Origin of the sequence: Rhodanobacter denitrificans (assembly GCF_003335105.1) — a bacterium.
GTDB lineage: Bacteria > Pseudomonadota > Gammaproteobacteria > Xanthomonadales > Rhodanobacteraceae > Rhodanobacter > Rhodanobacter denitrificans_A.
In genome coordinates this window covers 398,637-423,117 of sequence record NZ_QFWQ01000006.1, presented here as the reverse complement: position 1 = coordinate 423,117, position 24,481 = coordinate 398,637, and the positions used below count along the sequence as shown (strand labels likewise).

20 protein-coding genes are annotated in these 24,481 nt (G+C 69.5%); 5 read left to right on the top strand and 15 right to left on the bottom strand.

Annotated elements, in window-relative coordinates:
- Positions 1 to 38 precede the first annotated feature (38 nt).
- Positions 39 to 1,427 (top strand): short-chain fatty acid transporter, encoded by a 1,389-nt coding sequence (locus DEO45_RS11455; protein ID WP_114343874.1) that lies wholly within the window; start codon positions 39 to 41, stop codon positions 1,425 to 1,427.
- 79 nt (positions 1,428 to 1,506) lie between these two features.
- Here DEO45_RS11455 and DEO45_RS11450 read toward each other — a convergent pair whose 3' ends face one another.
- From DEO45_RS11450 to DEO45_RS11435, 4 genes are all read right to left on the bottom strand, one after another.
- A complete protein-coding gene (locus DEO45_RS11450; RefSeq protein WP_189339731.1) occupies positions 1,507 to 2,832 on the bottom strand; it encodes an ABC transporter permease in 1,326 nt (441 codons plus the stop codon).
- Positions 2,833 to 2,845: 13 nt separating this feature from the next.
- The gene (locus tag DEO45_RS11445; RefSeq protein WP_114343650.1) at positions 2,846 to 4,012 is read right to left on the bottom strand and encodes an ABC transporter permease; all 1,167 of its coding nucleotides are present in this window, start codon (positions 4,010 to 4,012) and stop codon (positions 2,846 to 2,848) included.
- Between the two features lie 10 nt (positions 4,013 to 4,022).
- Positions 4,023 to 4,709, bottom strand: a complete 687-nt coding sequence (locus DEO45_RS11440; RefSeq protein WP_114343649.1) for an ABC transporter ATP-binding protein — start codon at positions 4,707 to 4,709, stop codon at positions 4,023 to 4,025.
- 69 nt (positions 4,710 to 4,778) lie between these two features.
- Entirely contained in the window at positions 4,779 to 6,020 is a 1,242-nt protein-coding gene (locus DEO45_RS11435; RefSeq protein WP_114343648.1) for an efflux RND transporter periplasmic adaptor subunit, read from the bottom strand.
- A gap of 224 nt (positions 6,021 to 6,244) precedes the next feature.
- Here DEO45_RS11435 and DEO45_RS11430 point away from each other — a divergent pair, with 224 nt between their 5' ends.
- The 3 genes from DEO45_RS11430 (at position 6,245) to DEO45_RS11420 (ending at position 9,021) form a co-directional block, all read left to right on the top strand.
- The gene (locus DEO45_RS11430; RefSeq protein ID WP_114343647.1) at positions 6,245 to 6,931 is read left to right on the top strand and encodes a fumarylacetoacetate hydrolase family protein; all 687 of its coding nucleotides are present in this window, start codon (positions 6,245 to 6,247) and stop codon (positions 6,929 to 6,931) included.
- A 110-nt stretch (positions 6,932 to 7,041) separates the two neighbouring features.
- Positions 7,042 to 7,452, top strand: a complete 411-nt coding sequence (gene mscL / locus DEO45_RS11425; RefSeq protein ID WP_114343646.1) for a large-conductance mechanosensitive channel protein MscL — start codon at positions 7,042 to 7,044, stop codon at positions 7,450 to 7,452.
- Between the two features lie 135 nt (positions 7,453 to 7,587).
- Positions 7,588 to 9,021 carry a M20/M25/M40 family metallo-hydrolase gene (locus DEO45_RS11420; RefSeq protein WP_114343645.1) on the top strand — a complete coding sequence of 478 codons (1,434 nt, stop codon included), beginning with the start codon at positions 7,588 to 7,590 and terminating at the stop codon, positions 9,019 to 9,021.
- A gap of 164 nt (positions 9,022 to 9,185) precedes the next feature.
- Here DEO45_RS11420 and DEO45_RS11415 read toward each other — a convergent pair whose 3' ends face one another.
- The 4 genes from DEO45_RS11415 to DEO45_RS11400 all read right to left on the bottom strand — a co-directional run bounded on the left by DEO45_RS11415 (position 9,186) and on the right by DEO45_RS11400 (position 14,493).
- Positions 9,186 to 9,557: a hypothetical protein gene (locus DEO45_RS11415; protein ID WP_114343644.1), complete on the bottom strand. Its 372-nt coding sequence runs from the start codon at positions 9,555 to 9,557 to the stop codon at positions 9,186 to 9,188.
- A gap of 58 nt (positions 9,558 to 9,615) precedes the next feature.
- Positions 9,616 to 12,708 carry an efflux RND transporter permease subunit gene (locus DEO45_RS11410; protein ID WP_114343643.1) on the bottom strand — a complete coding sequence of 1,031 codons (3,093 nt, stop codon included), beginning with the start codon at positions 12,706 to 12,708 and terminating at the stop codon, positions 9,616 to 9,618.
- Positions 12,709 to 12,712: 4 nt separating this feature from the next.
- Positions 12,713 to 13,822 (bottom strand): efflux RND transporter periplasmic adaptor subunit, encoded by a 1,110-nt coding sequence (locus DEO45_RS11405; protein ID WP_114343642.1) that lies wholly within the window; start codon positions 13,820 to 13,822, stop codon positions 12,713 to 12,715.
- A gap of 218 nt (positions 13,823 to 14,040) precedes the next feature.
- The gene (locus DEO45_RS11400) at positions 14,041 to 14,493 is read right to left on the bottom strand and encodes a MarR family winged helix-turn-helix transcriptional regulator (RefSeq protein ID WP_114343641.1); all 453 of its coding nucleotides are present in this window, start codon (positions 14,491 to 14,493) and stop codon (positions 14,041 to 14,043) included.
- 72 nt (positions 14,494 to 14,565) lie between these two features.
- Between DEO45_RS11400 and DEO45_RS11395 the strand changes: the two genes are divergently transcribed.
- Positions 14,566 to 15,084 carry an O-acetyl-ADP-ribose deacetylase gene (locus DEO45_RS11395; RefSeq protein ID WP_114343640.1) on the top strand — a complete coding sequence of 173 codons (519 nt, stop codon included), beginning with the start codon at positions 14,566 to 14,568 and terminating at the stop codon, positions 15,082 to 15,084.
- A 75-nt stretch (positions 15,085 to 15,159) separates the two neighbouring features.
- Here DEO45_RS11395 and DEO45_RS11390 read toward each other — a convergent pair whose 3' ends face one another.
- The 7 genes from DEO45_RS11390 to pilQ all read right to left on the bottom strand — a co-directional run bounded on the left by DEO45_RS11390 (position 15,160) and on the right by pilQ (position 24,470).
- Positions 15,160 to 16,809: a BatD family protein gene (locus DEO45_RS11390; protein ID WP_114343637.1), complete on the bottom strand. Its 1,650-nt coding sequence runs from the start codon at positions 16,807 to 16,809 to the stop codon at positions 15,160 to 15,162.
- Positions 16,810 to 16,841: 32 nt separating this feature from the next.
- Positions 16,842 to 18,719, bottom strand: coding sequence for a tetratricopeptide repeat protein (locus DEO45_RS11385; RefSeq protein ID WP_114343635.1), 1,878 nt, complete (start codon positions 18,717 to 18,719; stop codon positions 16,842 to 16,844).
- On the bottom strand, positions 18,716 to 19,702 hold the full coding sequence (locus DEO45_RS11380) for a VWA domain-containing protein (protein WP_114343634.1): 987 nt from the start codon (positions 19,700 to 19,702) through the stop codon (positions 18,716 to 18,718). Before DEO45_RS11380 ends, DEO45_RS11385 begins: the two co-directional genes overlap by 4 nt.
- Entirely contained in the window at positions 19,695 to 20,213 is a 519-nt protein-coding gene (locus tag DEO45_RS11375) for a DUF4381 family protein (RefSeq protein ID WP_114343631.1), read from the bottom strand. The genes DEO45_RS11380 and DEO45_RS11375 overlap by 8 nt, the downstream gene beginning before the upstream one ends.
- Positions 20,210 to 21,145: a DUF58 domain-containing protein gene (locus DEO45_RS11370; protein WP_114343628.1), complete on the bottom strand. Its 936-nt coding sequence runs from the start codon at positions 21,143 to 21,145 to the stop codon at positions 20,210 to 20,212. The genes DEO45_RS11375 and DEO45_RS11370 overlap by 4 nt, the downstream gene beginning before the upstream one ends.
- Positions 21,142 to 22,137 (bottom strand): AAA family ATPase, encoded by a 996-nt coding sequence (locus tag DEO45_RS11365; protein ID WP_114343626.1) that lies wholly within the window; start codon positions 22,135 to 22,137, stop codon positions 21,142 to 21,144. The genes DEO45_RS11370 and DEO45_RS11365 overlap by 4 nt, the downstream gene beginning before the upstream one ends.
- A gap of 185 nt (positions 22,138 to 22,322) precedes the next feature.
- On the bottom strand, positions 22,323 to 24,470 hold the full coding sequence (pilQ, locus tag DEO45_RS11360; RefSeq protein ID WP_114343624.1) for a type IV pilus secretin family protein: 2,148 nt from the start codon (positions 24,468 to 24,470) through the stop codon (positions 22,323 to 22,325).
- Positions 24,471 to 24,481 lie beyond the last annotated feature (11 nt).

The window sequence follows — 24,481 nt, the reverse complement described above, 5'->3', positions numbered from 1 at the left end:
CTGCGGAGAGCGGCATGAACGCGAGACAGGACGGCTGGATGGCGCGCGCGGCGTTGCGCAGTGCGGCGTGGGCGGAACGCTGGTTTCCGGATGCGTGGGTGTTCGCCGCGCTGGGCGTGGTGGTGGTGGCGCTGGCGGCGTTCGCCTTCGGCGCCACGCCCACGGCCACGGTCAATGCGTTCGGCGATGGTTTCTGGAGCCTGATCCCGTTCACCATGCAAATGGCGTTCGTGGTGATTGGCGGCTACGTGCTGGCCACCGCGCCGGTGGTGGCGCGCTTCATCGACGTGCTGGCGCGGGCGCCGCGCACGGGCCGCGGTGCGGTGGTGTACATCGCGCTGGTCAGCATGCTGGCCTCCCTGCTTTCCTGGGGCTTTTCGCTGGTGTTCGGCGGCCTGCTGGTGCGCGCGCTGGCGCGGCGCAGCGACCTGCGCCTGGATTATCGCGCCGCCGGCGCGGCGGCCTACCTGGGCCTGGGAGCAATCTGGGCGATGGGCCTGTCCTCGTCGGCGGCGCAGCTGCAGGCGAACCCGGCCAGCATGCCGCCGGGCCTGCTGGCGATCACCGGCGTACTGCCGTTCAGCCAGACAATCTTCCTGTGGCAGTCGATCGTGCTGACCGCGGTGCTGATCGTGGTATCGCTGCTGATCTGCTGGACCACCGCGCCGTCGGACGCGAACGCGCGCACCGCGGCGGATTTCGACGTCAGCGAAAGCTCGACGCCGGCGCTGCCGCCGCGCACGCGGCCGGGCGAATGGCTGGAATACAGCCCGCTGCTGGCGCTGGCGATCGGCCTGCTGGGCCTGGGCTGGCTCGGCCACGAGTTCGCCAGCAAGCCGGCGGTCACGGCGATCGCCAACCTCAACACCTACAACTTCCTGTTCCTCACCCTGGGTATCCTGCTGCACTGGCGGCCGCGCAGCTTCCTCGACGCGGTGCACCGCGCGGTACCGAGCACGGCCGGCGTGCTGATCCAGTTCCCGCTGTACGGCGGCATCGCCGCCCTGCTTACCCACGTGCCGGGCGCCGACGGCGCCACCCTCGCGCACCGGCTGTCGAACCTGTTCGTGCACATCGCCGGCACCGAGAGCTTCCCCGCGGTGATGGGCGCGTATTCGGCGATCCTCGGCTTCTTCGTGCCGTCCGGCGGCGGCAAGTGGCTGGTCGAGGCGCCATACGTGATGCAGGCGGCGAACGACCTGCACGTGCACCTGGGCTGGGCGGTGCAGGTGTACAACGCGGCCGAGGCGCTGCCAAACCTGATCAACCCGTTCTGGATGCTGCCGCTGCTCGGTGTGCTGGGCCTGAAGGCACGCGACGTGGTGGGCTACACCTTCGTGCAACTGGTGGTGCACGTGCCGCTGGTGCTGGGCATGCTGTGGCTGCTGGGGCTGACGCTGGACTACGTGCCACCGGTGATGCCCTGAACGTAGGGCGGACACCGCCCGCCGGCCTTCGGACTCACAAAGAGCGGCGGGCAGTGCCCGCCCTACGAAGCTCCAAGCGCTACAACTCGCGCAGCGCCGTGGTCACCGGCAGCCGCGCGGCGCGCACCGCGGGGAAAAGGCCACCGATGAAGCCGATCGCCAGCGCCCATTTGAGCCCGGTCCAGAACAGCGCCGGCGTCACCGCGAGCCTGAAGCTGAGCGTGCCGACCGTTCCCTGGGCCAGGGTCGATGCGCTGTAGCCGTTGAACACCAGCCACGCCAGCAGACCGCCGATGACGCCGCCGAGCAGCGCAAGCAGCATGGTCTCCAGCATCACCGCCACCACCACCGGCAGGCCGCGGAAACCGATGGCGCGGAGCGTGGCGATCTCGCGGGCGCGCGCGGCGACGGTCGCGAACATGGTGTTGAGTGCGCCGAACACCGCGCCTATGCCCATGATCACGCCGACCACGATGCCGATGATGGTGATCGCCTTGGTGACGCCCTCGGACTGCTTGCGGAAGTAGTCCAGCGTGGTGCTGGTGTCCACTTGCAGCCGCGGGTCGCTGGAGAGCGCCGCCCTGAACGCGTCGAACGCCGCGGCACCGGTCAGGCGCACGAACACCGAGGTACGGCTGCTGCCGCGGCGGTAGGTGTCGGCGACCACGTTGGCATCGCCCCACAGTTCCGAGTCCATCGCGTTGCCCGACTCGAACACGCCGGCCACGGTCCAGGTCTGGCTGCCCAGCTTGATCTCGCGGCCCGGCGCCAAGCCGGCGAACTGGTGTTGCGCACCCTTGCCCACCACCAGTTCGCGCAGACCCGGCGTGAACTTGCGCCCGGCGACGATCTTCACTTCCGGACGCAGTGTCCATGCCTGGTCGCCGACGCCGCGCACCTGCACGCTGCCTTCGTCACCGCTGCCGTCGTTGAGCGGCAGGTTCGCCGCCACCACCAACTCCGGCGAGGCGATCGGCTTGCCGGCGGCATCGCGGGCAATGCCCGGCGCCTGTTCGATCACCGTGGTGCTTGCATGATCGAGCACCGAGGACACCTCCGAGGCCGAGCCCCCGCGCAGGACGATGGCGGTGTCGGCGCTGCCGCTCCGGCTCAGCGTCTCGCGGTAGCCCACGCCCATCGCCAGCAGCGACACCAGCACCGCGACCACGCCAGCGATGCCGATGACCACGACCGACGAGGTGCCGATGCGCTGCGGCAGGGTGCTTACGCCGACGCGGGTGACCGAGCCGGCCTGCCGGCCGGTACGCGCCAGCAGCATCCACAACGCAAACAGCACGGCCAGTGCCAGCAATGCCGGCCACGGCAACACGGTCCAGGCGGCAATGCCGACGACGATGATCAGGCACAGGCCGAGGCCGCGCAGAAACGATTTCAACTTGCCCATGAGGGAATCTCCTTTAGCGGCCGGCCAGTGCGTCGACGATGTTCAGGCGCATCGCCCGCAGCGCGGGCAGCACTCCCACCAGCAGCCCGATGGCGACCATCAGGCCCACGCCCAGCAGCCAGCTGCCTGCATGCACCGGCGGCATGTTGAGGACGCCGCCGCTGCCGGCACTGACGATCGGCCCCAGCACTGCAGCCAGCCCGAGTCCCAGCACGCCGCCGATCAGCACCAGCAGCACCGATTCGGCCAGCACGATCATCAGCACGCTGGTACTGGAGAAGCCGATGGTCTTCATCACCCCCAGCTCCGAAGTGCGTTCGCGCACTGCCTGCGCCATGGTGTTGCCGGTCAGGAACAGCAGCGTGAAGAACACCGCGCCCATGATCGAGAACACGATCAGGCCGATGTTCGCCATCTGCTTGATCCACGATGCCATCGCGGCCTGCTCGGTCTGCGTCTTGGTTTCGTGGTCGGAATTGGCCGACAGCGCATCGATCGCCCGGGCCACCTGGTCGGCCTGGGCGGGATCGGCGACGCGGCTGACGTACCAGCCCACCTGGCCCTGGTTGTAAGGGTTGGATTCGTCGAAGTACTTCCAGTGCATCAGGATGCCGCCCTGCAGGAATTCGCCGTGATCCGGATCCTTGGCGTGCATGATGCCGGCGATGTCGAAGGTCCAGTTCTTGCTGCCGTCGCGGTTGGGAAAAATATTCGACATCAGCGGGATCTTGTCGCCGACCTTCCAGTGGTACTTCTTCGCCAGCACGTCACCGACCAGCACGCCGGTACGGGTGCTGTCGAAAGCCTTGCGCTCGGCCGGCGTGATGATGATCTCCGGATACATGTCGATGTAGTTCGGGCTGACCGCGAAGGTGAAGATCTGGTTGTGAGAATCCTGGTAGGCGCCGCCGAACCAGTTGGCGGAGGCCACGTCCTTCACGCCGGGCACGTTCGCGATCTTCGTCTGCAGCGCCGACGGCAAAGGCTGGATGAACGAAAGCTTCGAGCCGGTCTGCAGGCGCTCGGCGCCGGCCGCGCTCTTGCCGGCGTTGGCGAAGCTGGTGCGTACGCCATCGAGCATGCCGAACAGCAGGAACGCGGCGGCGATCGACACCAGGGTGAGGACGGTGCGGGTCTTGCGCCGGAACAGCGCGGCCCAGATCAGGTGGAGGTATTTCATCGTGGCCTCCTTACGCCATTGCCTGTTCGACGAGCGTGCCCTTGTCCAGGTGCAGCGTGTGGCTGGCGTACTCGGCGGCCTTCGGGTCGTGGGTGACCATCACGATGGTCTTGCCGTGTTCGCGGTTGAGCTGCTGCAGCAGGCCGAGCACGTCCTCGGCGGACTGGCGGTCGAGGTCGCCGGTGGGTTCGTCGCAGACCAGCAGCTCGGGGTCGGAGACGATCGCGCGCGCGATCGCCACGCGTTGCTGCTGACCGCCGGAAAGCTCGCCCGGCTTGTGGCTGCCGCGATCGGCCAGGCCGACCAGCTGCAGCGCGATGGCTGCGTTCTTCCTGCGCTGCGCCGCGGACAACTTCGTCAGCAGCAACGGCAGCTCCACGTTGCGCTGCGCCGACAGCATCGGCATCAGGTTGTAGAACTGGAACACGAAGCCCACGTTCGACGCGCGCCACTTCGCCAGCGCGCCACCGCTCAGCTGGTCGATGCGCTGGCCGCCGACGCTGATGCTGCCGGCGCTCGGCGCGTCCAGGCCGCCGATCAGGTTGAGCAAGGTGGTCTTGCCGGAACCGGACGGCCCCATCAGCGCCAGGAAATCGCCTTCGGCGATGCCGAGGTTGACGTGGTGCAGCACTTCGACTTTCTGCTTGCCGCGCTCGTAGGTCTTGGCAAGGTCCTTGATCTCGATCAGCGTGCCCATGGTGGTTCTCCAATAACCGGGAATTTTGTGCAGGAGCCCGCTCGCGGGCTCCACAGGGATTGAAACGATCTACGGCTTCTTCGTCTGGACGTCCGAACCATCTTTCAACTCGGGCGGCGGCGATACCACCACGCTGTCACCCGGCTTCACCGCGGCCGGCAACAGGCGCAGCTCGCCGTATGCCTGCGCGGCGGGGTTCACCACGCGCTGGCGCGCCTGGCTGCCGTCGAGCACGAACACCACGCTGCGACCGTCGCGCTGCACGATCGCCGCGGCCGGCACCAGCACGCCTTGGGGCACGCTGACGACGCCCTTCGGTTTTTCTTCCAGGAACGATACCCGCGCGCCCATGTCGGGCACCACGCGGGCGTCCTTCTTTTCCAGCGCCACGCGCACCTTGATGGTGGCCTTGCCGCGGTCCGCGGTGGGCACGATGGCGACCACGTGGGCGGGAATCTTCCAGTCCGGGTAAGCGTCGAGCACGGTTTCGGCCGGCATGCCCGGCTTGATCCGGCCGATGTAGGCCTCGTTGACGTCGACGTCGATTTCCAGCGAATGCATGTCGACGATGGTGCCCACGCCGGTGCGGGTGAAACCGCCGCCGGCGGACAGCGGCGAGATGATCTCGCCGACCTGGGCATCTTTGGTGGTGACTACGCCGCTGAACGGCGCGCGCACCACGCAATAGTCGAAATTGACCTGCGCCACCGCGGCCTGGGCGTCGGCGGACCTGGCCTGCTGCCGCTGCGCATCGAGCTGCGCGCGCAGGCTGTCGACCTGGGTACGGGCCTGCTCGGCGGCCTGCTTCGACACCAGCCCGCGGGCGACCAGCGATTCCAGCCGCGCCGCATCGTGGATGCCTTGCGCCAGCTGCACCTGGATCTGGGCCGCCTGGGCATGCGCCGCGTCGGCCTGCGATCTTGCCGCGGCCAGGCCGGCCTTGTAGCCGCTGTCGTCCAGCCGTGCCAGCACCTGGCCCCGGGTGACGTGATCGCCCTCCTCGATCAGCACCGCGGTGAGCGTGCCGGTGATCTGCGCCGATACGGTGGCCCGGCGCCGCGCGGTGACGTAACCGGTTGCCTGCAGCACCGCGCCCGCCTCGCTGCCTGCACTGGGCGCCACCGCCGTGGCCGTCTGCACGATCACCGGGCGATGGCCAAAGAACAGCCACGCGCCACCACCGAGCAACAACAGCAGCACCGCCACGGCGGCGGCAATCCACGGCCAGCGGCCCGGATGGCTCCCGTGGTCCTCGCGCTGATGGCGTTCGATGCGAAGTTCCTTCAACAGTTCAGCGTTGCCCACATCCACTCCCGTTCAAACGGCCATGCTCCAGGCAATGAGGTGCATCATGGACGCCCTGCCGGCACGCTGCCAGAGCACCGCATCAACCATCGACGGTGACAGCTGTCATCCGCATCCCGTGGCCATCCGTACATGACGAACGGGAACGCGGAGGATCGACATGCAGCGCCAGCCGCCGTCGGGGGCCTTGTTCCGGCCACGCCCCTCCAGGCTTTGCTACGCTTGCAGCCATGAACTACGCCATCGCCCCGCCCGCCACCCCCAGCCTGCCGATCACCGGTTCCGACCAGCGCTTCCCGATCCGCAGGGTGTTCTGCATCGGGCGCAACTATGCCGAGCACGCGCGCGAGATGGGCGCCACGGTGGACCAGTCCGCGCCGATGTTCTTCTGCAAGCCGGCCGACGCGGTGGTCGCCGATGGCGCCGACGTGCCCTACCCGCAGGCCACCGCCGACCTGCATCACGAGGTGGAGATGGTGGTGGCGCTGGGTGCCGGCGGACGTGACCTCGCTCCGGACGCAGCTGCCGCCCTGGTCTGGGGTTATGCCGTAGGACTGGACCTGACCCGTCGCGACCTGCAGGCGCAGGCCAAGGCGAAGGGCCAGCCGTGGGATGTGGCCAAGGGCTTCGACCACTCCGCCCCGGTTTCCGCGCTGCGCCCGGCCGGTGAGGTGGCGGTGGGCGGACAAACCGTGCTGCGGCTCAGCGTGAACGGCGAGCTGCGCCAGCAGACCACGCTGGGCGAGATGGTGCACGACGTGCCGCACATCCTGGCGGCGCTGTCCACGCTGTTCGAGCTGAAAGCCGGCGACCTGATCTTCACCGGCACCCCGGCCGGCGTGGCCGCGCTGCGGCGCGGCGACTGCTTCCACGCCGAGCTGGTGGGCGTGGCGGAACTGGACGGGCACATCGTCTGAGAACCTGTTCCTGATCCGGGATTTCCACGCAACCTTCATCTGTGCGCGCCTACGTTGTCGCATTAAAGTTGCACCGCCATCCGGCCCAACCCGAGGGGAGTAGAAGCAGCATGAGCATGATCAGCGAGTTCAAGGCCTTTGCCATGCGTGGCAACGTCATCGACCTGGCCGTCGGCGTAGTCATCGGTGGCGCGTTCGGCAAGATCGTCACTTCCCTGGTCGACCAGATCATCATGCCGCCGATCGGCTGGCTCACCGGCGGCATCGACTTCTCCTCCATGAAGTGGGTGCTCAAGCCCGGCGACGACAGCGACCCGAAACACAAGATCGCCGAGGTAGCAATCCAGTACGGCGCCTTCATCAACACCCTGATCCAGTTCATCATCATCGCGTTCGCGATCTTCATGGTGGTCAAGGCGATCAACAAGCTCAGCCGCAAGCAGGAAGCGGCACCCGCCGCCCCGCCGGCCGACGTGGCGTTGCTGACTGAGATCCGCGACCTGCTGAAGAACAAGCCGTAACCGAACGGCAACTGCCGGCTTCGCGGGGCGGCCGATGCCCACCCTGCGAAGCCCCGCTCCGCCACCCATGACTTCTGGCCTAAGCGGCAACGGCCCGTGACGCCATAATCGGGGTTTCCCACGCGGAGTCCCCCGATGCGCCGTCTAACCCTTACCCTGCTCGCCGCCAGCCTGCTGGCCAGCGGCATCGCCAGCGCCGCCACCACCACGATTCCTGCCACAGCCGTAAAGACGGCCGAACTGCTGCGCGACAAGGCGTTGCATGACGACACCGCGTACAAGGTCACCGCCTCGCTGACCACCGAAGTCGGCGCCCGCCTGGCCGGCGGCCCGAACGACCAGCGTGCGCGCGACTGGGCCGTGGCGAAGTTCAAGGAACTCGGTTACGACAAGGTCTACACCGAGGCGGTGACCTACCCGCTGTGGGAACGCCGCAGCGAGCACGCCGCGATCGTGGCGCCGTTCCCGCAGCCGTTGACGCTGACCGCGCTGGGCTATTCGGCCGGCACGCCGAAGGGCGGGCTGACCGCCGAGGTGGTGAAGTTCGACACGCTGGAGGCGCTGAAGGCGGCCGATCCGGCCAGCATCAAGGGGAAGATCGTCTACGTCGGCTACCGCATGGAGCGCGCGAAGGACGGTCACGGCTACGGCATGGGTTCGGCCGTGCGCACGATGGGCGCCGTGATCGCCCAGGCCAAGGGCGCCGCCGCCTACCTGCTGCGCTCGGCCGGCACCGATGCGCACCAGCGCGCCGCGCATACCGGCGTCACCGGCTTCCGCGACCCAGCCAAGGCGATCCCTGCCGCTGCACTGACCAACCCCGACGCCGACCAGCTCGAACGCGTGCTGGCCTACGGCAAGCCGGTCACCTTGAAGCTCGACCTCGACTGCGGCGTGGTCGGCGAATACACCGGCGCCAACGTGATCGGCGAGATCACCGGCCGCAAGCACCCCGACCAGGTGGTGGCGATCGGCGGCCACCTCGACTCGTGGGACCCGGGCACCGGCGCGATCGACGATGGCGCCGGCGTGGCGATCGCGATGGCAGCCGGCAAGCTGATCCGCGACCTGCCGCAGCGGCCGGACCGCACGATCCGTGTGATCGCGTTCGCCAACGAGGAGATGGGCCTGTGGGGCGGCCGCGCCTACGCCGAGAAACACGCCGCCGACGTGGCGAAGTTCCAGCTCGGCACCGAGTCCGACTTCGGCGCCGGCAGGATCTGGCGCATGAGCGCCAGCGTGAAGCCCGAAGCACGCGGTGCCATCGGCCAGATCGCCAGGGTGCTGGAACCGGTCGGCGTGGCCTACGATGCCGGCAAGCCCGGCGGCGGCGGTTCGGACCTGTCGCAGATGCACGCCAAGGGCATGGCCGCGCTGTCGCTGACCCAGGACGGCACGAAGTACTTCGACTGGCACCACACCCCGAACGACACGCTGGACAAGATCGACCCCGCCGAGCTTGCGCAGAACGTGGCGGTCTACGCCGCGTTCTCGTACATGGCCGCCCAGGCCAACGGCGACTTCGGCTCCGCGCCGGGCGCGTTCGCGAAGGACGGCGCCGGCGAGTGAGCTCTGGAGCGAGGAACGAGTGAGAGCAGTGCGGCGGGCACTTCCCGCCCTACCAGGGCAGGCTCCGTAGGGCGGGCACTGCCCGCCGCGGTTGCGACCCGAGCGGAGCAGGGTGAAGAACGAGGCTGGCTCCTACTCTTTTTCCACTCCTCCCCACTCATTCCTCACTTCGCGTAGTACAGCCCCGACGCCACCAGCGGTTCGGGGATGCAGAACATCTCCGACCGCATGGTGATCGCGATCGGCACCAGCACTTCCCGCTCGACGCCACCCACGCTGGCGCACGCGGCCCCCGGCGGCAGCCGGTAGTGGATGATGCGCACGGTGTACTGCGGGCACACGTCCGAGCAGGGATGTTCGGCGACCACCGACACGCCGCGGTAGCGGCCCACTTCCACCGTGGTGTTCATCAGCGCGGCCTTGTCCCACGGCTTGCGGGCCCAGGCCTGCAGCGCGGCGGCGTCGAACGGCGCGGGCATGCCGGCATGGGCGCAGGCGATGGCGAATCCGGCGGCGATCATGGCCAGGCTGCGCATGTCCGCTCCTGCGATGACGGAATGGCCAGCCTAGTCGCGGACGGCCGAGCGTCGCAAGCTACCGCCCGGGCAGCGCTTTGCCCGGTCGCGCGAAGCGCCGCTGCAGCTGATCCATCCAGATGTAGATCACCGGCGTCAGGTACAGCGTGAGCACCTGCGAGAACACCAGGCCGCCGACCACCGCCAGGCCCAGCGAACGGCGTACCTCGGCACCGGCGCCGAGACCCAGCGCGATCGGCAGGGTGCCGGCCATCGCCGCCATGGTGGTCATCATGATCGGGCGAAAGCGCACGCGGCAGGCATCGGCGATTGCCTGCGCCGGCGACATGCCTTCCTCGCGCTGACGTTCCAGCGCGAAGTCGATTAGCATGATCGCGTTCTTCTTGACGATGCCGATCAGCATCACGATGCCGACGAAGGCGAACAGGTCCAGCGAGGCGTGGAAGATCACCAGGGTCAGCAGCGCGCCGACCGCCGCCGCCGGCAGGCCGGACAGGATGGTCAGCGGGTGGATGAAGCTCTCGTACAAAATGCCCAGCACCAGGTAGATCACGAACACCGCCAGCAGCAACAGCATGCCCATGCCCTGCATGGATTGCTGGAACGCCTGCGCGGTGCCCTGCACGCTGCCGCTGATCGTCGCCGGCAGGCCTAGCCTACCCATCGCGCCGTCGATGCTGGTCACCGCGTCGCTGAGCGACACGCCGGGCGCCAGGTTGAACGACACCGTCACCGCGGGCAGCTGGCCCTGGTGGTTCACCGTTAGCGCCTGCGGCTCGCGGCTGAAGCTGGCCACCGCGCTGAGCGGCACCAGACTGCCGCGGTTCGAGGTGACGTACAGCTGCGACAGTACCGCCGGGTCGTCCTGCAGCCTGCGCTCGACCTGCAGGATCACCCAGTACTGGGTGGCCGAACCGTAGATGGTGGAGACCTGGTTCTGGCCGAAACCGATGCCCAGCGCGGTCTGCACCTGCGCCATGGTCAGCCCCAGCGGCGCCAGCTTGGCGCGGTCGACCTTGACCATGATCGAGGGGCTGTTGAGGTCGAGGTCGTTGGTGACGTCCTCGAAACCCGGCAGCGCGGCGAACGCGTGGGTCACCTTGCCGCTCCACTCGTACAACTGGTCGAGGTTCACCGACTGCAGTGTGTACTGGTATTGCGCCTTGGACTGCCGCCCGCCGATCTGGATCGCCGGCGCGTTCTGGATGTAGCTGCGGATGCCCGCCACGGTCGCCAGCTTCGGCCGCAATTCCTGGATGATGCCGTCCGGACCGAGCTTGCGCTCGTTTGCCGGCTTCAACAGCAGCAGGATCGAGCCGTTGTTGATGGTGGCGCGCGCCCCGCCGGCACCCACGGTGGACATGTAGCCGGCGATGTTCGGGTCTTTTGCCACGATCTCGACCAGCTGCTGCTGGCGCGCCAGCATGCCATCGAACGACACATCTTCCGGCCCTTCCGTGTTGACTCGCAGCTGGCCATTGTCGCCGGCCGGGATGAAATCCTTCGGCGCCACGTAGAACAGCAGCGCGGTGGCCAGCAGGCTCACACCGAAACCGGCCAGCACCAGGCGCGGGCGCTCCATGCACCAGCGCAGGCTGTCGGCGTAGCTGCGCTGCACGGCGCTGAAGCCGCGGTCGAAGCCGGCGACCAGCCAGTTCTTCCTTTCATGGTCGTGCGCCCTGACGAAGCGGCTGCACAGCATCGGCGTCAGCGTGATCGCGACGATGCCGGAAATCAGGATCGCCACGCTGATCACCACCGCGAACTCGTGGAACAGCCGGCCCACGATGCCGCCCATGAACATCACCGGGATGAACACGGCGATCAGCGACAGCGTCATCGAGAAGATGGTGAAGCCGACCTCGCCGGCGCCCTGCAACGCAGCCTCGTACGGCGGCACGCCCGCTTCCATGTGGCGCACGATGTTCTCCAGCATCACGATCGCGTCGTCCACCACGAAGCCGACCGCCAGGGTCAGCGCCAGCAGCGAGAGGTTGTCCAAGCTGTAGCCCAGCGCGTACATCACGCCGAACGTGCCCAGCACCGAGATCGGCAGCGCCACCGCCGGGATCAGCGTGGCGGACAGGTTGCCGAGGAACAGGTAGATCACGAACACCACCAGCGCGCCGGCCAGCAGCAGGGTGAACTGCACGTCGTCGACCGATTCGCGGATCGACTGCGAGCGGTCGTACAGCGTATCCAGCGTGATCGACGGCGGCAGCCCGGCGCGGAAACTGGGCAGCACCGCCTTGATCCGGTCCACCGTGGCCACCGTGTTCGCGCCCGGCTGGCGCTGGATCGCCAGCACGATCGCCTGGGCACCGTTGTACGAGCTGCTGCGCTGGTCGTCCTGCACGCTGTCGTGCGCGCGGCCGATGTCGCCCACGTGCACCGGCGCGCCGTTGCGGTACGCCACCACCACGTCGTTGTAGGCGGCCGCGCGCAGCAGCTGGCCGTCGCTGCGGATCGGCAGCTGCTGGCGCCTGCCGTACAGCGAGCCGGTGGACTGGTTGACGTTGGCGTCGGCGATCGCGTTCTGCACCTGGTCGATGCCGATGCCGGCCGCGGCCAGCCGGTCCGGGTCCACGCTGATCCGCACCGCGTACTTCTGCGAGCCGTACACGTTCACCTGGGCCACGCCGTCGATCATCGACAGCTGCTGCGCCAGCTCGGTCTCGGCGTATTCGTCGACCTGGGTCAGCGGCAGCGTCGAGGAGCTCATCGCCAGGTACAGGATCGCGGCGTCGGCCGGGTTCACCTTGCGGAAGGTGGGCGGCGTGCTCATCTCCTTCGGCAGCTGGCGCAGCGCCGAGGAGATCGCCGCCTGCACGTCCTGCGCCGCCGCGTCGATGTTGCGGTCCAGCTCGAAGCTCAGCGTGATCGAGGTGGAGCCCAGCGCGCTGGTCGAGCTCATCGAGCTGATCCCGGCGATGGTCGACAGCCGGCCTTCCAGCGGCGTGGCCACCGCCGAGGCCATCGTCTCCGGCGAGGCGCCCGGGAGATTCGCGCTGATGCTGATGGTGGGAAAGTCGACGTTCGGCAGCTCGTTCACCGGCAGCTGCGGATAGGCGACCAGGCCGAACACCAGCAACGCCGTCATCAGCAGCGTGGTCATCACCGGGCGGCGGATGCAGAGCTCGGGGACGTTCATCGGCTCAGCGCCTGACCGTGGCGGTGCTGCCGTCGACCAGCAGCATCTGGCCTTCGGTCACCACCTGCTCGCCGGCCTTCAGGCCCTTGTCGATCACCGTGCGCCCGGCACTGGTCGGACCGGGAGTGACGTAGCGCTGCTGCACCTTGCCGTCGGCACCGAGCACGAACACGAAGCTGCCGCTGCTGGCACTCTGCAGCGCCTGCACCGGCACGCTGACCACGTCGGCCAGGCGCGTGGTGGGCAGGCTCACTTGCACGAACTGGCCCGGGGTGAGCCGGTGTTCGGTGTTGTCGAAGCGCGCCTTCAGCACGATGGTGCCGGTCGTGGCGTCGACCGCGTTGTCGATGAATTCCAGCGTGCCGGCCAGCGGCTTGCCCTTGTCGCCGGACACGGTCACCTGCACGGCGATCGCGCCGCTGGCCAGCGCGGCGCGCACGGTAGGCAGGCTGTCCTCGGGGATGTTGAACGCCACACGCACCGGCTCGACCTGGTTGAGCACCACGAGGTCGGTGTTGTCGGCGCTGATCTGCGCGCCCGGCCATACCAGCGGCGCGCCGGCAATGCCGTCGAACGGGGCGCGGATGCTGGCGTAGTCGAGTTGGGTCTGCGCCAGTTCCTGCGCGGCGCGGTCGCTCTGCAAGGTGGCGCGGGCCACCGCCAGGTTGGCCTGGTACAGGTCGTAGTCCGCCTTCGAGACGAACCCCCTGGCCAGCATGTCGGCATAGCGTCGCTGGTCGGCCTGCGCCTTCTGCAGCAGCGCCTGGTCGCGCGCCACGTTGCCGCGCGCCTGGTCCAGCTGCGCCTGCAGCAGGCGCGGGTCGATCTGCGCCAGCACGCTGCCCTTGCGCACCAGCGCGCCGGGCGTGAACGACAGCGACTGCAGCTGGCCGGAGACGCGCGCGCGCAGGCTCACCGTCGACCACGCCTCGACCCGGCCGACCAGCTTCAGCGAGAGCTCGACGTCGCCCCGGGTAACGCTGGCCACCTCGACCGGCACCGCCGCAGGCGCCCGGGTGGCCTTGCTGCTGTCACCGCGACCGCGCCCGAAATGCATGGCCAGGGCGATCGCCAGCAGGACAGCCAGCACCAGGACGATCTTTTTCCAGGACATGCGCGGGGGCTTCTCGATCTTCGCGCCACGCGCGGTGGCGATGCGGGTTCTACGTGGTCAGATACCGCGGGGCTGATGACGATGCACCAAGTTCGTTACAACGCAGGCGGCGTCTTCGGGTTGACCTGCCGCGAGACACGACCGTCGTCACTATGCCGCGAATTCCGCCGCATGCGCCCCCGACCTATGGCACTGGCCGGCGCCGCCGCAGAGGCGCATCACGGCGTGCCGTCGCCCTGCTCCAGCGCCTGCAGGTTGTCCTTGATCCGGCCGATCACCGCCAGCGCATGCTGCAGCTCGTCGTGACCGATGCCGCGGGTGGCGTCCTTGCGCAGCTCGCGCGCGATCAGCTCCATGTCGCCCACGATCACGCGCGCCTGCTCGGTGACGTACAGCCGCCAGGCGCGGCGGTCCTTCGGGTCGGGCCGGCGCTCGACGAACCCGGCCGCCTGCAGCCGGTCGATCACCCGGCCTACCGCGATCGGCTCCATTTCCAGGAATTCGGCCAGCTCGGTTTGCCGCAGGCCCTCGCGGTGGTACAACACCTTGGTCGCACGCCACTGCGCGCGGGTCAGGCCGAATTTCACCGCGCGCCGGTCGAAGTGCTTGCGGAACAGCAGGGTCACGTCGCTGAGCAGGTAGCCGAAGGAAATGTCTTCCGTTTTCGCCATGGTCCGTTGCCACCCCGCCGCGCCCGAATGCCTGCCCGAAGCATAAGCCAAGCCGTCAGCTCCCGCGAAGCCATGCCCATCCAGATCATCAGCGCCGACATCACCCGCCTGTCCGTGGACGCCATCGTCAACGCGGCCAACCCCAGCCTGCTCGGCGGCGGCGGGGTGGACGGCGCGATCCACCGCGCCGCCGGGCCGGCCCTGCTGCGGGCCTGCCGCACGCTCCCCGAATCCGCCCCCGGCGTGCGCTGCCGCACCGGCGAGGCGCGCATCACGCCAGGTTTCGCGCTGCCCGCACCCTGGGTGATCCATACGGTCGGCCCGGTCTGGCGTGGCGGCGACGACGGCGAAGCCGAACTGCTGGCGCGTTGCCACCGCAATGCGCTGCACCTGCTACGCGAACGCCGGCTGCGCACGATTGCTTTTCCGGCGATCAGCTGCGGTGTCTACGGCTACCCCGCCGAGCAGGCCGCCGCTGTGGCCACGGCCACGCTGCGCGACGAGCTGGCCCGCGACGACGACATCGAGGTGACGCTGTGCTGCTTCAGCGATGCCATGCGCGCGGTGTTCCAGCAGGCGCTGGCGCCATAAGGCGGGCACCGCCCGCCGCCCCCGATCGCGCCGGCAAAAACCGGCGCCCGACGGCCGCTCCACGGCGCGAGCTGTTCAATGCAGCTTGAACGGGTACAGCGGCGGCAGCCCGGAGTTTTCTTCGGTCGCATCTACGGCACGCCAGGCGAAGCCGTCCTTGAACGCTTCAGCCAGGTTCGCACCGACGCCGGGTGACGGCGTGCCGGCGTAGTGGCGCTGCTGCAGCACGGCGATCGCCGCGCGTTGCGCGGCATCGTCGAGTGCCGCCGACAACTCGCCCAGGTGCTGGATCGCCGGCCGTTCCGCACGCGCCCAGGCCAGCAGGGTTCGCACCTGCGCGGCCGCGTCGCCGCCGCGCGCCGCCGCGAGAAAGGCCAGCTGGCAGCTGCGCGCCGAAGTGCGCGCTGCGACCGGTGGCGGCGCCGACGACGCGCGCCGGCGCCGCCACCGCCACCAGGCCAGTGCGCTTAGCAGCCACAGGCCGAGGCTGGCCAGCGCGATCCGGCGCCATGGCATGGCGGTGGGCGCCGCCGGGCCGGGTGTGGCAGCGGCGCCGCTCCCCGCTTCGGCCGGTGCGGACGGCGCGGCGGCGGCAGCCGCACCGATCGCCGGCAGCACGGTGATGCTGTGCGCGGGGATTTGCGCCACCTCCGGCTTGTCGGTCAGCACGTTCCACCACTTCAGCGTGGTGGCGGGAATGGTCAGCGTGCCGGCACGCTCGGGCACGATCGCGAACGACTGCTGGCGCCGCCCGATGATCCACTGGCCGTCCTGGCGGTTGCCGGTGACCGGCTTGTCCGGGTACACGGTGGCGCCGTCCAGCGGCGGCAGGCTCAGCGCCGGCAGCGCCTCGTACGACAGGCCGGCGGCCTCGAGATTCATGGTGAGGTTGAGCGGCTGGCCAACCCGCGGCGACGCGCCCTGCGCGGCCGGCCAGCCGTCGAGGCTCAGGCTCAGCCGGCGTGCCGGCAGCCATGCGCTGGCGCCCCAGCCGGCCGGTGCCGGCTTCACCTCGATCGTCTGCGCCGGCGCGCTGGCGCTGACCGGTACGGTGGCACCGAAGAAGCTGTTCGGGTCGGCCGGATCGGCCGTCTCGCCCTGGAAATCCACCGGAGGGATCTCGATCTTGCCGGCGTGCTGGGGGATCAGCGCATAGCGCTGTTCCAGCACGTGATAGCTGCGCCCGCCGCGTTCGGCGTCGTAGTTCAGGCCCTTGCCGAGCGCGCTGACTTCCACGCCGTCGACCTGCGGCGGCGGCGCCTCGCCGCCGATGCGGTTGGCGTAGTACAGGCGCACCACGTAGGTCAGTTGCTGGCCGACGTAGCCGTGCGCCGGCTCGACCTGCGATTCCATGAAGACGTCGCTCTGCGTGGCGGCCGCCGCGGCCGGGTCCGGCGCGGCCACGGTGAGCTGCAGCGGCGCGGTGCGGCCGCCGGCCACGCTCAGCGCGGGGATCTGCAGCACGCCGACATGGCGCGGGCGCAGCGCCACGCCGAAGGTCAGCTCGGCGCTCGCCCGGCCGTTGACCACGCTGAGGCTGCTGTTCTGCGAGGTGCCGAGCAACTGGAAATCCTGGCTCAGCGCGCGCAGGTCGGGCGCGGCGGCACCGGTGTCGCCCTCCACCCGCACGTTCAGCGTCACCGTCTCGCCCAGCTGCACGTGGTCGCGATCCAGCGTGGCGGTCACCTCGGCGGCACCAGCCAGCGCCGGAACCAGCGCCAGCATCAGCAGGCACCCTTGCACGACATGTCGGAACTTCACGGCTGTTGATCCTCGCTCGGCGCGCCGCCGTGGCGCTGCTGGTATTCCAGTTCGAACTTGCGCCGCAGCAGGGCGCCGGGATCGTCCGGCACGCGCTGCAGGGCGTGGCGCAGGTCGGCAGGCAGTTTCGCCTGCGGGTCGTCCTTGGCCAGCGCGCCGAGCTGGTGCTCGGACTGGCGCTCGCCCGGCTTTGCCAGCGCCTCGTCCATCTGCTGCTTCAGCGCCTGCCGGGCCTGCTCCGCCTGCGCCTCCTGCTCGGCCTGCTGCTGCGCGGTCTGCGGCTTGGGCTGACCGGCGTCGCCCTGCCCTGATTTGCCCTGCGACGATTCGTTTTGGCCGGACGGGTCCTGCGCTTGCGACTTGCCGTCCTGGCCCGGCGGCTCGGCATCATCCGAGGCGGACGACTGGTTCTTCGCATCCTGCTTGCCGGTCTTGCCCTGTTCGCCGGGCGACGATTGGTTTTTCTTGCCGTCGTGGCCTTCGTGTTCCCTCTGGTCCGACGGCTGCTGTTGCTGCTGGCGCAGCCAGTCCTCGACTGCCTGGCGGTTCGCCTTGGCGTCGGCGTTGGCCGGATCGAGTTGCAACGCATGGTCGTAGGCCGCCAGCGCCTTCTGGTACGCGCCCTGCTTCGCCAGCGTGTTGCCGAGGTTGTACGCCGCGTCGCTGCCGGGCGCCTGTGGCAAGGCCTGCGCCGCGGCGGCGTAGTCGCCGGCGCGATACGCCGCCGCACCGCGCCAGGCCGGATCGCGCGCGAGCTGCTGCGCCCGCTTCGCATCGCCCGCACGCAAGGCCTGCGCGGCCTGCTGGTCGGGGCGCTGCCACAGGTCGTGCCAGCTCGTCGCCGCGGCCGTGCCCGGCCACAGCGGCAACACGGCCAGCGGCAGCAACAGCAGCCAGCCGCGGCGGAACGCCAGCGCCACCAGCGGCAACAGCGGCAGCAGCAGCCATGCGCCGCGATCCTGCCAGGCATCGCCGACCTGCCCGTCGGCCAGGGTCGCCTTCGCGCTGCGCAGTTGCGCATGCAGCGTATCGACGTCGTGCTGGTCCGCGCTCATCGCCACGTAGTGGCCGCCGCCGGCTGCGGCCAGCGCGGCGAGCTCCGCATCGTCACGGCGGGCCAGCAGCATGCCGCCCTGCGCATCGCGCAGGAAGCCGCCGTCGGGCAACGGCACCGGCCCGCCCTGCGGCGTGCCCACGCCCAGCACCGATACCTGCACGCCGGCAGCGTTCGCCTTGCGCGCGGCGGCCTCGGCGGCGGCATCGGCCTGGTCGGTAATCAGTACCAGCGAACCGCCGCCGGCCTTGCCATCGCGGATCAGTGCCGCGCCGCGTTCGATCGCCGCCGCCGCGTTGTCGCCGTCCACCGGCATGGTATCCGGCGCCATCGCGTCGAGCAGGTCGCCGAGGCTGTGCGCATCGGAGGTCAGCGGCGCCACCACGAACGCCTCGCCGGCGTAGCCGATCAACGCGTTGACCCCGTCCTGGTTGGCATGCAGCAGGTCGCGCGCCTTGTAGCGTGCGCGATCGAGCCGGCTCGGCGCCACGTCGCGCGCCAGCATGTGCTGCGACAGCGAGATCGCCACCACCTGCGCCGCGCGCCTGGCATACAGCGGCTGCTCCACGCGGCTCCAGGTCGGCCCGGCCAGGGCCAGCGCGCACAGCGTCCAGCCCAGCACGAACAGCCACAGCGGCAGGCTGCGGTTGCCGACGCGCCCGTACAGCAGATGCGGCAGCAGTTCGGCGTCGACCAGTCGCGACAGTTCCATTTGCGCCACGTTGCGGCGCACGCCGAACCAACCCAGCAGCGGCAACAGCAGCAGCGCGGCCAGCCACCACGGCCGCAGGAAATGGAATTGCTGCAGCAGCGCGCTCATGCGGGGAGCTCCCGCACGCGCGCGAAGCGGCGCGGCACGATCACCAGCAACAGCAGCGCGGCTGCGGCCAGCAACGGCCAGCGGAACAGTTCATGCCGCGGCCGCAGGCTGGGGCCGTGCTGCGGCATCGGTTCCAGCGCGTCGATCGCACGATACGCATCGGCCAGTTCGGCGCTGTCGGTGGCACGGAAGAAGCGGCCGCCGGTCTCGTTGGCGATGCCGGTGAGCATGTCCGCGTCAAGGTCGGCCGATGGGTTGACCAGCTGGCTGCCGAAGAAGCCAGGGATGCGCATGCGCGTGGCGCCGATACCGATGGTGTAGATGCGCACGCCGGCCGCCTTCGCCGCGCGCGCCGCGTCGCGCGGCGCGATGCTGCCGGCGTTGTTGACGCCGTCGGTGAGCAGTACCAGCACGCGCGCCTGCTCGGGCAGCGCCGCCAGTCGCTTCACCGCCACCGCGATGGCGTCGCCGATCGCCGTTTCGGTGCCGGCCAGTCCCACCGCGGCGCCCTGCAGCTGTGCGCGCACGGCCGACAGGTCGTAGGTCAGCGGCGTCACCAGGAAAGCCTGGCTGCCGAACATGACCAGGCCCATCTCGTCGCCGCTGCGGCGATCGATGAAGTCGCCAGCGATCGCCTCCACCGCACCGAAGCGGCTGACCGGTTGCCCGGCCAGTTGCATGTCCTCGGTGCGCATGCTGCCGGACAGGTCCACCGCCAGCATCAGCGCACGGCCGCTGCGCTGCTGCGTTTGCGGCGGCCCAATCCATTGCGGCCGTGCCGCCGCGGCCAGCAGACACAGCCAGGCCAGCGCCAGCAGCCACGGCGTGGCGCCACGCGCCCGGTTGCCGGCAACGGCGGCCAGCCGCACGCCCGGTTGCGGCAGGTGCAGTGCCTGCCCCGGCGCGGCCGGTCGCAGCCAGCGGCGCAGCAGCCACGGCAATGGCAGCAGCACGATCACCCAGGGCCAGGCGAATTCAGGCATCGGCATGCTCCGTCGCGGCCGGCTTCCAGCGCGCCGGTTTCAACGCCAGTTGCAGCCATGCCCTGGCGGCCGCCACGCTGGCCGCACGATCGAACGGTACGGATGGCCGATACATCCGCTGCTCCAGCGCCAGCAGTTGCTGCAGCGTGGTCGTATCGACCGGTACCCGCGCCAGCGTCTGCCGCCACGCATCGCCGCGTTGCCGCACGGCCAGCGCGTCATGCTGGCGCGCCACGCGGCGCAGCAGCTGGTGCAGTGCGCTGGCCAGCGCGGCCGCATCGTCATCGTGCTGGTGTTGCCCCGCGATCCGCTCGAGTTCGTCCAGCACCTGTCGACGCTGGCGCCATGCACGGTGCCGGCGTCGCCACCATTCGATGCCGAGCAGCGACAGCACCAAAAGCAGCACCGCCAGGACCCACCAGCCAGGCGCCGGCGGCCACCAGGACGGCGCTGGCGGCAGATGGATATCGCGCAGCTGCGGGCCGGGCGATGACGCGGGTTGCAGCATCATCGCGTTGTCCTCCGTGCGCCGAGCAGGCCGCTGACCGCGTCGAACGCATCGGCCGCGGTGTCGATGCTGTTCCAGCGCAGGCCCAGCGATTGCGCCAGTTCGCCCAGCCGCGCCGCGCCGGCACCCAGCGCCCGCTGGAAATCGCCGCGCTGGCGCTCGGACTGCAGCAGCACTTCGCAGCGCTCGCCGGCATGTTCCAGCGGATAGCGCCCAGGCGGCGCCGGCGCCAGTTCCAGCGCATCGGCCACCACCAGCACACTGACCCCGGCATGCCGGCCGAGATCGCGCAGGCGCTGCCGCGCCGAGGCGTCACAGCTGAAGCCGTCGCTGACCAGCAGCACGCGGCTGGCGCCGTGCAGCACGCGGCCGGCGCGCGCCAGCGCATCGGACAACGGCTCGACCCGCCCGGAGACCGGCTGCGCGTCCCATTCGGCCAGCGCACCGCACACCGCCAGCGCGCCGCGCGGCCCGGCCTGCGGCCGCAGCAGCGGGTCGGCGTGGCCGAAGGCCATCACGCCCACCCGTTCGCCGGCCCGCACGGCGTACCACGCGGCGGCCGCGGCAGCGCGCGCCGCCTGCACCGACTTGAAGCGCACACGGGTACCGAAATGCATGCTGGCGTGGGTATCGAGCAGGATCAGCAGGCAACCTTCGCGGTCCTCCTGAAACAGTTTGGTATGCAGCTTGCCGCTGCGCGCGGTGAGCCTCCAGTCGAGCCGACGCACGTCGTCGCCGGCCTGGTAGACGCGCGACTCGGCGTAGTCCATGCCGCGACCGTACAGACGGCTGGACTGCTGGCCGCTGCGTGCGGCGCGGCTGAGCAGTGGCGCCATGCGCGCGCGGCCGACCCGTGCGCGCAGCGCGATCAGCTCGGCCAACGCAACCTGGCTGCGGCCGTCGCCATCCGCGGGATGTGACGCGACGGCATTCACGGCAACGGCACGAGATCCAGCAGGCGATCGACCACCTGGTCCGGCCGCACGCCTTCGGCTTCCGCCTCGTAGCTGAGCAGCAAGCGATGGCGCAGCACTTCGTGGGCGATCGCGTGCACGTCTTCCGGCAATACGTAATCGCGCCCGGCCAGCCACGCCTGCGCACGCGAACAGCGGTCCAGCGCGATGGTGGCCCGTGGGCTGCCGCCCCAGGCGATCCAGCGCTTCAGTTCGGGCCCGTAGCGGCCCGCATCGCGGGTGGCCAGCACCAGTTGGGTCAGGTATTCCTCCAGTGCCGGCGCCATGTGCACCGCCATCGCCGCATCGCGCGCGGCGAACACGTCGGCCTGGCTCAGCAGGGCCGGCGATGCCGCGACCGGATGAGCGCGGCGACTGGCCTGTTCGCGTGCGAGCTTGAGGATGGCCAACTCGGCGGCGGCATCCGGGTAACCGATCGTCACATGCATCAGGAAACGGTCGAGCTGGGCTTCCGGCAGGGTGAACGTGCCCTCCTGCTCGATCGGGTTCTGCGTCGCCATCACCATGAACAGTTCGGGCAGCTGCCAGGTGCGCCGGCCGACGGTGATCTGCTGCTCCGCCATAGCCTCCAGCAGTGCCGACTGCACCTTGGCCGGAGCGCGGTTGATCTCGTCGGCGAGGATGATGTTGTGGAACAGCGGGCCGCACTCGAACTCGAAGCTGCCCGATTGCGGGCGGAACACGTCGGTGCCGGTGAGGTCGGCCGGCAGCAGGTCGGGGGTGAACTGGACCCGGTGGAAATCCGCCTCGATCCGCGCCGCCAGTGCCTTCACCGCGGTGGTCTTGGCCAGGCCGGGGGCCCCCTCGACCAGCAGGTGGCCGTCGGCGAGCAGGGCCACCAGCAGGCAGTCGATCAGGTGCGGCTGGCCGATGATGCATTGCTGCAGGTCATCGCGCAGTTGCGCGAACGACTGCTGCAGACGGTTCGGCGGATTGGTTTCGGGCATGTCCATGAACGGTTCCGTACTTGGCGTGGCAACGGCGTGGCCCGGCTTGCAGAGCAGGCAGGCGCGGGGCCGGGCGGCGTGCTACAGACCATCGCCGGCGCCGGAAGTTTAGTCCGGCCGGTACCGCCCCGCCGAATGACGCAAAAAAAGAGGCGGCCGAAGCCGCCTCTTTCGCTGCGTGTACGCTGGTCCTATTGCAGCGAGGCGCTCAGGATGCGCGGCGTCACGAAGATCAGCAGCTCGGCCTTGGTGTTCGTCCGCGAGGTCTTGCGGAACAGCACGCCGACGCCGGGGATGTCGCCCAGGCCGGGCACCTTGGTCATCGTGTTGGCCTTGTTGATCTCGTAGATGCCGCCCAGCACCACCGTCTGTCCGTTGTCGACCAGCACCGAGGTGTTGATCTCGCGGGTGTCGATGGTCGGGATCTTGCCGCTGCCCGGTGCGTCGACGTAGCCGGCGAGCGCGTCCTTCTTGACGTTGATCATCAGGTAGACGCGGTTGTCGGCGGTGATCGTCGGGGTCACCTTCAGCTCCAGCACGGCATCCTTGAACTGCACCGTGGCGGTACCGCTGCCGGCGCCGCTGCCGCCGCTGTTCTGGAACGTGACGTAGCCGATTTCCTGGCCCTGGCGGATCACCGCCTCCTGCTGGTTCGCGGTGATCACCCGCGGGCTGGAGATCACCTCGCCGCGACCCTCGGTCTGCGCGGCGGAGAGCTCCAGGTCGATCGCGTAGTTGGCGCCGAGAATGGCCAGCCCGAAGGTTCCGGCCGCGGGGGCGACCGGCAGGTTCACGTTGAGCCCAGCGCTGGTCACGTTGCCGCCGCCGAGGCCGGCGGTCAGGGCCGGCGTCGCCGTGGCGGCATTCTGGAACTGGGTGTTGTTCACCCGGCCGGTGACGCCGAACTTCGTGCCCAGTTCGCGGGTGAAGTCGTCGGAGGCGACCACGATGCGCGACTCGATCAGCACCTGCTGCACCGGCTTGTCCAGCACGGCGATCAGCTCACGCAGCTGCTTGATCTTTTCCGGCGTGTCGTTGAGCAGCAGCGTATTGGTGCGCGTATCGAACGACACGCTGCCGCGCGGCGACAGGAAGCCGCGCTGGGTATTGCCGCTGCCGCCGGCGCCGCCACTGCCCTGCATGCTGCCACTGGTCAGCAGCTTGGCGATGTCCGCCGCCTTGCCGTAGCTGATCGGCACGTAGTCGGTGAGCAGTTCGGCGGTGTCCTGCGCCTTCAGCTTGGCATCGGCCACGTCCTGCTCGTACTTGGCCAGCTCGGCCTGCGGCGCAACCCACACCACGTTGCCGTTGCGGCGCTTGTCCAGGCTCTTGGCACGCAGGATCACGTCCAGCGCCTGATCCCACGGCACATTGACCAGCCGCAGCGTGACGCTGCCGCCGACGCTGTCGGAAGCGACCAGGTTGAGGCCCGAGATATCGGCGATCAGCTGCAGCGCCGAGCGCACCGGGATGTCCTGGAAGTTGAAGGTGACGCGCTTGCCGTTGTAGTTCGGCTCCTGGGTGAGCCGGGCCAGGCGGTCGGCCGGCTTGTCCTCGGCCTTCTTCGGCGCGACTTCCACCACGTACTGGTTGGCGGTCTGGTAGGCGGAGGTCTCGACGTTGCCCTTGACCGCGATTTCCATGCGCGCGCCGCCACCCGCGCCGGCGCGGGTGACGATGGACTGCACCGGCGTGGCGAAGTCCAGCGTATCCAGGCGCTGGGCCAGGTTGGGCGGCAGGTTCGCATGGTCGATGGTGACCAGTACCTTGTCGCCCTTGCGGACCATGTCGGCATTCGCTCCGCTGCCGCTGAAGTCGATCAGCACGCGGCCTTCGCCGTTCGGACCGCGACGGAAGTCGATGTTGGAGATGGCCGGACCATTCGAGGCCGAGGGCAATGCCTTGGTCGGATCGATCGTGGCCGCGGTGGTGACGGACTGGTTCGCGCTGCCGTTGTCGACGGTCAGCACCAGGCTGTTGCCATCGACCCGCGAGCGGTAGCTCGACTCGCGCATCAGTTCGACCACGACGCGGGTGCGACCACCGGCCGACACCGCGGACACACCGGAGGTCGAGCCCTTGCCGATGTCCAGATGCCGTGGCGCCGCATTGTCGGTGTCGGCGAAATCGACGGCGATGCGCGGCGGATTGTTGGTGGTGAAGATCTTCGGCTGCGGCACCGGACCGCCGCCGAAGTCCAGGCGCAACTCGACGCTGCCGCCAGGCAGCGCGTCGTAGCTGATGTTCTTCAGCGTGGTGGTCGCGGCCATCGCGACGCTGGCCCAGGCGGCGCCCACGATCAGCAGGCACATCGACATGTAGCGGCTTGCATGGCGCATGACACGGCCCC